8 protein-coding genes and 1 tRNA gene are annotated in these 8,979 nt (G+C 70.9%); 2 read left to right on the top strand and 7 right to left on the bottom strand.

Features of this window, described 5'->3' with window-relative positions:
* The 3 genes from H5J33_RS14535 to H5J33_RS14525 all read right to left on the bottom strand — a co-directional run.
* Positions 1-488: tetratricopeptide repeat protein (locus H5J33_RS14535; RefSeq protein ID WP_399552828.1), on the bottom strand; the 488-nt coding region annotated here is incomplete at its 3' end.
* A gap of 210 nt (positions 489-698) precedes the next feature.
* A tRNA-Met gene (locus H5J33_RS14530) sits at positions 699-772 on the bottom strand.
* A 42-nt stretch (positions 773-814) separates the two neighbouring features.
* On the bottom strand, positions 815-3,739 hold the full coding sequence (locus H5J33_RS14525) for a UPF0182 family protein (RefSeq protein WP_181795329.1): 2,925 nt from the start codon (positions 3,737-3,739) through the stop codon (positions 815-817).
* A 164-nt stretch (positions 3,740-3,903) separates the two neighbouring features.
* On the opposite strand from H5J33_RS14525, the gene H5J33_RS14520 reads away from it, so the two are divergent.
* Positions 3,904-4,446 (top strand): PPA1309 family protein, encoded by a 543-nt coding sequence (locus tag H5J33_RS14520; RefSeq protein ID WP_181795328.1) that lies wholly within the window; start codon positions 3,904-3,906, stop codon positions 4,444-4,446.
* A gap of 94 nt (positions 4,447-4,540) precedes the next feature.
* Here the strand turns inward: H5J33_RS14520 and H5J33_RS14515 are convergent, their stop codons facing one another.
* The 4 genes from H5J33_RS14515 to H5J33_RS14500 all read right to left on the bottom strand — a co-directional run bounded on the left by H5J33_RS14515 (position 4,541) and on the right by H5J33_RS14500 (position 7,720).
* Positions 4,541-5,638 carry a PDZ domain-containing protein gene (locus H5J33_RS14515; protein ID WP_181795327.1) on the bottom strand — a complete coding sequence of 366 codons (1,098 nt, stop codon included), beginning with the start codon at positions 5,636-5,638 and terminating at the stop codon, positions 4,541-4,543.
* A 50-nt stretch (positions 5,639-5,688) separates the two neighbouring features.
* On the bottom strand, positions 5,689-5,862 hold the full coding sequence (locus H5J33_RS14510; RefSeq protein ID WP_167345758.1) for a hypothetical protein: 174 nt from the start codon (positions 5,860-5,862) through the stop codon (positions 5,689-5,691).
* A gap of 153 nt (positions 5,863-6,015) precedes the next feature.
* Positions 6,016-6,477, bottom strand: coding sequence for a molybdenum cofactor biosynthesis protein MoaE (locus H5J33_RS14505; RefSeq protein ID WP_181795326.1), 462 nt, complete (start codon positions 6,475-6,477; stop codon positions 6,016-6,018).
* A gap of 130 nt (positions 6,478-6,607) precedes the next feature.
* Positions 6,608-7,720, bottom strand: coding sequence for an SDR family oxidoreductase (locus H5J33_RS14500; RefSeq protein ID WP_181795325.1), 1,113 nt, complete (start codon positions 7,718-7,720; stop codon positions 6,608-6,610).
* Between the two features lie 190 nt (positions 7,721-7,910).
* Between H5J33_RS14500 and H5J33_RS14495 the strand changes: the two genes are divergently transcribed.
* The coding region (locus H5J33_RS14495; protein ID WP_181795324.1) for a zinc-dependent metalloprotease at positions 7,911-8,979 on the top strand (1,069 nt) is incomplete at its 3' end.

The raw sequence follows: 8,979 nt of genomic DNA, 5'->3' as shown, positions 1-8,979 counted from the left end.
ACGCCGTCCCCGCGGTGCTCCAGCAGGTCGGCGAGGGCGTAGGCGCCGAGGACGTGGCCCTGCTCGGCGGACTGGCGCAGCCAGTACTCGGCGGCCGGCTCGTCCCCGCGCTCGCGGTGGTAACGGCCGAGGGCGTGCGCAGCGGCGGCGGAGCCGGCCACGGCGGCGATCCGCCACCAGCCGGCCGCCTCCTCGGGGTAACCGCGCTGGTGCAGCAGGACGCCCAGGTTGTTGGCGGCGGCCCGGTCACCGGCCGCGGTGGCCGCGCGCAGATGGGGTTCGGCCGCGTCCAGCTCGCCGCGGCGCAGCAGCATCGCCCCCAGGACACTGGCCGCCTCGGCGTCCCCGTTCTGCGCGGCGAGCGCGAGACGCGTCTCCTCGGCGGCCTCCCCCATGTCCGCCAACTCGTCGCGGGCCGACTCCGTACCGGAAGGTTGCGCAAATCGCCCTGACTCGAACAGAGTTGCCTTCTCCCCCATAACGTCCATCGTCGCACCACCTGCAACCTGGGTACACCCGGTATACCGCAGCAGCCCGTGAGGTCACTTCGGCGTTTTGTCGACATGCCCACAGAGTGACAAGTCAAACACACACCCCCCAACTCCCCACGGCGGCGCGGCCGTCCCTCTCCCCGGCACATGAGTTCGCACACCACGAAGGCCCGGATCCCTTTTCCGGATCCGGGCCTTCGACTGCAGTAGCGGGGACAGGATTTGAACCTGCGACCTCTGGGTTATGAGCCCAGCGAGCTACCGAGCTGCTCCACCCCGCGCCGTTGCGTGTCAACCGTACCACGGCGCGGAGGGGGTCTTGATCAACTGCGGTTTTTCCCGCCGTCCTTCCCGCCGGTCTCGCCGCCGGTCTTGTCGCCGTTCTTGTCGCCGACGGCCTCGGACTGCGCCTTCTCGGCCTGCTTCAGCGCGTCCTGGAGTTGCTTCTGCGCCTTGGCGTACGCGTCCCAGTCCGGCCCGTCCTTCAGCGCCCGCTGCCCGGCGTCGAAGGCCTTCTGGGCGTCCTGGAGCGCCTGCCTGACCGTCGGGTTGCCGGTGTCGGGCGGGGTGCCGGTACCGGACCCCGGCGGCTTGGCGGCCGGGCCCCTGGCGCCGAAGATCTTGTCGAGCGCCTCGCCGAGGGTGTTCTCGAACGCGGTGTCGCTCCCGTAGGTGACGAGGACCTTGCGCAGCAGCGGCAGCTTGAGTCCGCCGCCGCGGACGTAGACGGGCTCCACATAGAGCAGTCCGCCGTCCAGCGGCACGGTCAGCAGGTTGCCGTACTCGATGTCGGAGTCGCCGCCCCGCAGGAGCTTGATCGTGGAGGCGATCCTCTCGTTCGAGTTGAACTTGCTCTGCACCTGTTTGGGGCCGTCGACCGTGGTCCTGGTGGGCAGTTTCAGGATTCTGATCCTGCCGTAGTCCTTGCTGCCGGCGTCCGCGTCGACGGTCATGAACGCGGCCAGGTTGTCCCGCCCGTTGGGCGTGAACGTCGTCGACAGCGAGAACGCCTGCCGCTTCTGGTCCGGCATCTTCATGCTCAGGTAGTACGGCGGCACCGCGTTGCCCGACTTGTTGGTCGGGTCGGCGGGCACCTGCCACACCTCGCTGCCGGTCAGGTAGGTCTCGGCGTCCGTCACGTGGTAGCGGGTGAGCAGTTCGCGCTGCACCTTGAACAGGTCCTGCGGATAGCGCAGATGGTCCATCAGGTCGTCGGAGATCGCGCTCCTGGGAAGCACCGTGTCCGGGAACGCCTTCATCCAGGTCTTCAGCACCGGGTCCCGGGTGTCCCACTGGTACAGCTTGACCTCGCCGGTGTAGGCGTCGACCGTCGCCTTCACCGAGTTGCGGATGTAGTTGACCTGGTTCTGCTGGGCCACCACCGCGCGGGAGTCGTTCGTCGCGGTCAGCGAGTCGGCCGTCGTGTCGCCCAGGGTCGTACGGGAGGAGTACGGGTAGCCGTTGGTGGTCGTGTAGGCGTCGACGATCCACTGGATGCGGTGGCCCACGACCGCCGGGTAGGCGTCGCCGTCGATGGTCAGCCAGGGGGCGACCGCCTCCACGCGCTCCTTGGGGGTGCGGTTGTACAGGATCCGCGAACCCTTGCCGATCGCGCCGGAGTACAGGATCTGCGGCTCGTTGAAGGTCAGCGCGTACGCGGCCCGGTTGACCGGGTTGTCGAGGTTGACGCCGCTGCCGCCCCGGTAGCTGGTCGGCTTCTCACCGTCGTTGTCGGAGTAGTCGATCTCCTCCTGGGGACCGCCGACGATCGAGTAGGTGGTGGTCTTCTCGCCGTAGTAGATCCGCTGCTCGTAGCTGCCGAGGTCGCCCTTGGACGGCAGGTCGTACTCGGTGAACACCGGCTCGCCGCCCTTGGCCTCGGTGCCCTTGGCGGCGACCACGCCGTAACCGTGCGTGTAGCGGAAGTGGTCGTTGATCCAGTTGTGCTTCGGGACGCCGGCCAGGTCCAGCTCGCGCAGCCCGATGACCGTGTCCTGTTCCTTGCCGTCCTTGCCGGGGTACCGGTCGACGTCCAGGTTGTCCGGGAAGCCGTAGTAGTTCTTCATCTCCTGGCGCTGCTGGAACGTCGGGGAGACGATGTTCGGGTCGATGATCCGGAAGCTCGCCGCGTCGTCGGCGTCACCGCGCAGCGTGCTCTTGTCCTTGGTCCTGGACTCGCCGTCGTACCCGGTGACCTTGGTGTCGTCGATGCCGTAGGCCTCGCGGGTGGCCTTCAGGTTCTTCTGGACGTACGGCGCCTCCTTGGCCTGTTCGTTCGGCTGCACCTGGAACTTCTGCACGATGGCCGGGTACAGGCCGCCGATCAGGATCGCCGAGAGCACCATCAGGCCGAAGCCGATGACGGGCAGCTGCCAGGTGCGCCGCCACAGCGTGGCGAAGAACAGCAGGGCGCAGATGACGGCGATGCAGAACAGGATGGTCTTGGCCGGCAGGTAGGCGTTGGCGTCGACGTAGCGCAGGCCGGTCCAGTTGTCGGTGGCCTTGAAGTCGCTGGACTTGACCGCGAGGCCGTACCGGTCGAGCCAGTAGGCGACCGCCTTCAGGGCGACGAAGATGCCGAGCAGCACCGACAGGTGGCCGGTCGCGGCGGCGGTGGCCCGGGCGCCCGGGCTGGTGACGCGCAGCCCGCCGTACAGGTAGTGGGTGAGCGCGGCGGCGATCAGGCACAGGATGGTGGCGGCGAAGCCGAAGCCCAGCAGGAACCGGTACCAGGGCAGGTCGAAGGCGTAGAAGGAGACGTCGAGGTGGAACTGCGGGTCCTTCTGGTGGAAGGGCACGCCGTTCACCCACATCAGCCAGGTCCGCCACTGGCCCGCCGCCGAGGCGCCCGCGATCAGCCCGACCAGGCAGGTGACGACGAGCAGCAGCCACTTCTTGTACGGCGCGATGCCCAGCCGGTAGCGGTCCAGGCTCTGCTGCTCCATGGACATGGCGCTGAGCGGGGGCCGCAGCCGGTGCGCGAGCCAGATGTTGAGGCCGACCACGGCCGCCATCAGCAGGCCGAAGACGAAGAAGAGCCCGATCTTCGTGGACAGGGTGGTGGTGAACACGGACGGGTAGTGCACCGACCGGTACCAGAGCCAGTCCGTCCAGAAGCCCGCGAACATGGTGAACACCATGCCCAGGGCGGCGAGGACTCCCAAGGTCACGAGCAGGGCCCGCACCTTCCGGGAGGGGCGGCCCGCCCTGATCCGTGGCCCCGTCGGGCCTCCGCCGCGGTCCGGCATCTGGAAAGCCAAGGTGCGCCCCTCGAAGTTCGCTGTCGTTCCGTCAGGCCCTCGGGTTCGCGGGCCCACCGTGGCCCCCCGTGTTCGCGGGCCCACACCTATGCAACTTACTCACCGTTTACTCGGTTCCCGATTCCGGCCGGGAACGAGGCAGGATTGTGACCATGTCCAACACTCCCATGGCAGCGAGCCCGCTCACCCGGGCCGTACTCGAGATCGACGAGTACGTCTCCGGCCTCGGCTGGGACCGGCCCGCTCGCCTCTTCGCCCTTGTAGACACCGCACGGCTGCGGGCTCAGGAACCTTCGCTCGCGGCCCAGCTGGGCCTCGAGGACGAGTCCGAGACCGCCGGTCTCACCCCGATCGAGCAGGACGAGGTCCCGTCCGGCAAGCCGCTGGACGAGTTCCTCGCCACCATCGCCTGGCCCGACGCGGTCACCGGCTGCGCCCTCACCGTGGAGCGGCTGATGCTGCCGCCGTCCGCCGAGGCCCAGGTGCCCTCCGACCTGGACGAGGCCCGGCTGGCCGAGTGGGTCGCCCGGCACCCCGAGCGCCAGGAGGTCCGCATGACGGTGGCCGTCCTGCGGGACGGCAGCCGCGAGTCGGCGCTGCGGCTGCGCGAGAAGGACACCCCGACGGAGGTCCTGACCGGCCCCGACCTGGTGCCGGGCCTGGCCGACGCGCTGGCGGCCACGTTCGCGGACTGATCCGTCCGACGCGGTACGACGCCTTCGCACGGCGTCCTGGTACGGCGGTGGGAGCGCCCCCTCCATGGGGCGCTCCCGGCCTCGGCCCGGCCGCTCAGCCCTTGGCGGTGCACTTCGGCAGGGCGGCGACGTTCCCACCGCGGATGTCCTCGAGCGCGCCGAGCGCGTCACCGATGGTCTTGACCTTGACCAGGGTGAGCCCGTCCGGGGTGTCCTTGGCCGCCGCCGCGCAGTTGTCGGCCGGGGTGAGGAAGTACCGGGCGCCCTTGTCCCGCGCGCCGACGGTCTTCATCTCGATGCCGCCGATCGGGCCGACCGTGCCGTTGTCGTCGATGGTGCCGGTGCCCGCGACGAACGTGCCGCCGGTGAGGCTGCCCGGGGTGAGCTTGTCGTAGATGCCGAGCGCGAACATCAGGCCGGCGCTGGGCCCGCCGACATCGGCGAGCTTGATGTCGATGGTGAACGGGAAGGAGTGGTCGGTCCCGGCGGAGATGCCGACGATCGCCCGCTTGGCACCGCCGTCGTCGGCGGCCCGGGTCCTGATCGTGACGTTCCGCGTGCCGGTCGCGTCCTTGTGGGCCTTCTCGGCGGCCGCCTGGTCCTTGGCGGGGACGATCGTGAAGACGGCGTCCTGACCGGGCTTGTGCTTGGTCACCAGCTTGGCGACGTCGGCCGGCTGCTTGACCGGCGTTCCGTCGACGGCCTTGATCACATCGCCCGCGTGCAGCCGGCCCTCGGCCGGGGAGCCCTTGACGACCGTGGAGACGATCACCCAGGACCTCACCGGGATGTGCAGTTCCTTCAGGGCGGCGACCTTGGCGCTCTCCTGGGACTGGCTGAACTCCTCGGCGTTCTCCTGGCTGGACTGCTGCTCCGTCTTGCCGTCCGGGTAGAGCGTGTCGTGCGGCACGATCTTGCTGTCGTGGGCCAGCCAGCCGTAGACGGCCTCGACGAGGTTCATCCGGTAGTCGGCGCCCGTGACCCGGACGGTGGTCATGTTCAGGTGGCCGTCGGCCGGGTACGTCTTGTGCCCGGAGATCTGCAGCACCGGCTCGCCGTCGTGCTGCCCGAGCGTGTTCACGGTCGGGCCGGGGGACATCTCCGCGTACGGCACGGGGATGAGCACTCCCGCGCACAGGAGCGCGATCAGCATCAGGGTCGAGGCGAGCATCGTCACGGTGCGGCGTGGCATGCCTCGACAGTACGGGACGACGCTGTCGGCGCGCCGTCAGGGCACCCCCCTCAGGCGCCGCGCGCGCCCGGCCGGGGCTTCTCCATGGCCTCGCGGAACCGGGCGTATCCGTCCAGCTCGGGGCCGTCGCCGCGCACCTTGCGGGTCCGGTTGGCCCAACTGCCCCACAGTCCGCCACCGACCGCGGCCACCAGCGGAATCAGCAGCCAGACAAGCACCCCCATGCCGACCTCCTACGCCATGAGCGTCCGCAACTGACTGATCAGCAGATTAACCATCCGCAGGGACAACGCTCACGCGAGGGTGCCGGTTACGCAAGCGGAGAGGGCGGTGTGTCGCGCGTGAAGGGGGTGCCCCGCGCAGAGACACTCCGAATGTCAGCAGGCCCCCACCCACTCCTCGGTGCCGTCCGAGAACTTCTGGTGCTTCCAGATGGGCACCTCGTGCTTGAGGTCGTCGATCAGCTTGCGGCAGGCGTCGAAGGCCTCCGCGCGGTGCGGGCAGGCCACGGCGACGACGACGGCGAGGTCCCCGACCCGCAGGTCACCCACCCGGTGGACGGCGGCCAGCGCCCGCACGGGGTGGTCCGCGACGACCTTCTCGGCGATCCGCCGCATCTCGGCCTCGGCGCTCGGGTGGCAGGAGTAGCCGAGGGCGTCCACGTCGGCACCGCCGTCGTGGTTGCGCACGGTGCCCACGAACAGCGCGATCCCCCCGGCCGCGGCGTCCCCGACGGCGCGGAAGACCTCGTCCACGGAGAGCGGTGTCTCCCGGACGGCGATCAGCTTGACGGGGTTGTCGGCCGCCCGCTCACCCGGGTGGTCGTTCGTGAGTGCCATGCGCCCATCGTGCCCCACTGGTCCGGCATCGGGGAATACGACTTTCGGCAGCACGCGCGCGCAGGCGTTTGGAGGCTCCTACAGAGGCCCGCCACCGGCCCTCGCCGACCGGGGGCGCGTCCACCGCGCCTCAGACCCTCCGCCGGGCCTTCCGGGCCCGCCGTACGACGGCCGCCGCGCCCAGCAGGGCGACCGTCGCCCCCGCCGCCCCGGCCGCCGTCGCGTCCTTGCGCCCCAGCCGCCGCCCGGCGACCGTGCGCCGCCCGGACACCTCCTCCAGCAGCTCGGCCAGCACCTCCTCGTTGGTCCACTTCGGCCGCCAGCCGGCGTCGTGCAGCCGACTGCCGCTGACCACCCAGGGGTACATCGTGTACGCCAGGTCCCCCGCCGGGGAGGGGGTGAGCCCGATCCGGTGCAGCCGGGCCGCCGCGCCGAGGGCGACCGCCGACGGCAGCTCCATGCGCCGGATCCCGCTGAGCTCCTCGACCTCCTCCTGCTCCAGCCACCCGTCGCAGCCGACCGCCAGTTCCCCGTCGACCTTCTCCAGCACGGCGTACTCCAGGGCGCTGCACAGGTCCTCGACGTGGCAGAACTGCCACGCGGGCCGAGACCCGGCCACGACCAGCAGCCGCGGCGACTCGAAGTACCTGGTCAGCGCCGTGTCGGTGCCGCCGACCAGGACGGCCGGCCGGACCACGGTGACGTTCAGCCCCGGATGCGCGCGCGGGGCGCGCCGCGCCAGCCGCTCGATCTCCAGCAGGTCCCCGACCCCGGTCGCCTCGGCGGTGGCGCGCAGCTCGGCCTCCTCCGACAGGGGCAGCTCGTTGTCCGGGAGCGCGCCGTAGACCATCGCCGAGGTGCACAGCACCACCCGGTGCACACCGGCCGCCGCGGCGGCCGTCAGCACGGTCTGAGTGCCCCGCACGTTGTAGGCCGTGCGCGCCGCCGGGTCGGTCTCCAGGTCGAGGTCGAGGGCGAGGTGGACGACCACGTCGGTGCCGCGCAGCTTGTCCGCGATCGCCGGGTCGCGCACGTCGAGGACGTGCCACCGGGCCTCGGCGCACTCGCCGCGCCGCTCGTCGATGGCGACGACCTCCTTGATCTCGTCGGAGGCCGCGAGCCGCTCGGTGAGCAGGGCGCCGACCCCGCCGGCCGCGCCGGTCACCGCGACGACGGGTCCGCGCACGGCGGAGGAGGTTGAACGGTTTCGCGCTGCGCGAACCTGCGGATCTGGGGAACTCACCGGGCGTCTCCAGCGGTTGTCTTCAGTACGCGCGCGAGTGACGCGTACGTACCAGGTGCATCCATCCTGCCGCAGGCCTTCCGCAGGCGAAGCACCGAGGCCCGATCGGGTCCGGGTGTCTACGCTGGGTGGTGTTGTCGGGCAGCCGCGCCGCCGGAAGAACCGGTGGCCTTACCAGCCGAGGAATCCCGTGAGTGACACCCCATTCGGTTTCGGCCTTCCGCCGGAGGAGCCGGAGGACGGCGACGAGGGCAAGAAGAAGGACCAGCAGAGCGGTGGTGGGCAGGGACCGGCCAATCCGTTCGGTTTCGGCGGCCTGCCCGGAGCCGGCGGCTTTGGCGGCCCCGGCGCAGACAACCCGTTCGCAGCCATGTTCGGCTCCCTGAACCCCAGCGACCTGGGCGCGGCCTTCCAGCAGCTCGGCCAGATGCTCTCGTACGAGGGCGGGCCGGTGAACTGGGACATGGCCAAGCAGATCGCCCGCCAGACGGTCGCCCAGGGCGCGCCGAACGGCACGAAGGACGCCAGCGTCGGCGCGGCCGAGCGCCGGGCCGTGGAGGAGGCCGTCCGCCTGGCCGACCTGTGGCTGGACGACGCCACGTCCCTGCCGTCGGGTTCCGCCTCGGCGGTGGCCTGGTCGCGGGCGGAGTGGGTCGAGGCGACCCTGCCCGCCTGGCAGGAACTGGTCGACCCGGTCGCCGAGCGGGTCGGCGCGGCGATGGGCGACGTGCTGCCGGAGGAGATGCAGGCCATGGCGGGCCCGCTGATCGGCATGATGCGGTCGATGGGCGGCGCCATGTTCGGCACGCAGATCGGGCAGGCCGTGGGCGTGCTCGCGGGCGAGGTCGTCGGCTCCACCGACATCGGCCTGCCGCTGGGCCCGGCCCGCAAGGCCGCCCTGCTCCCGGCCAACGTGGAGGCGTTCGGCAAGGACCTGGGCGTGCCGCAGGAGGAGGTGCGGCTGTATCTCGCCCTGCGCGAGGCCGCCCACCAGCGGCTGTTCGCACACGTGCCGTGGCTGCGCTCGCACCTGTTCGGCGCGGTCGACGGCTATGCGCGCGGCATCAAGGTCGACACGGCGAAGCTGGAGGACGTGGTCGGCCAGTTCGACCCGCAGAACCCGGAGCAGCTGCAGGACGCGCTCCAGCAGGGCATGTTCCAGCCGGAGGACACGCCCGAGCAGAAGGCGGCCCTGGCCCGTCTGGAGACCGCCCTGGCGCTCGTGGAGGGCTGGGTGGACGCGGTGGTGCACGCCGCCG

It is taken from the genome of Streptomyces sp. WELS2, assembly GCF_013870595.1.
Lineage (GTDB): Bacteria > Actinomycetota > Actinomycetes > Streptomycetales > Streptomycetaceae > Streptomyces.
The sequence above is the reverse complement of the archived record's forward strand: the minus strand, read 5'-3'. Positions and strand labels throughout refer to the sequence as shown.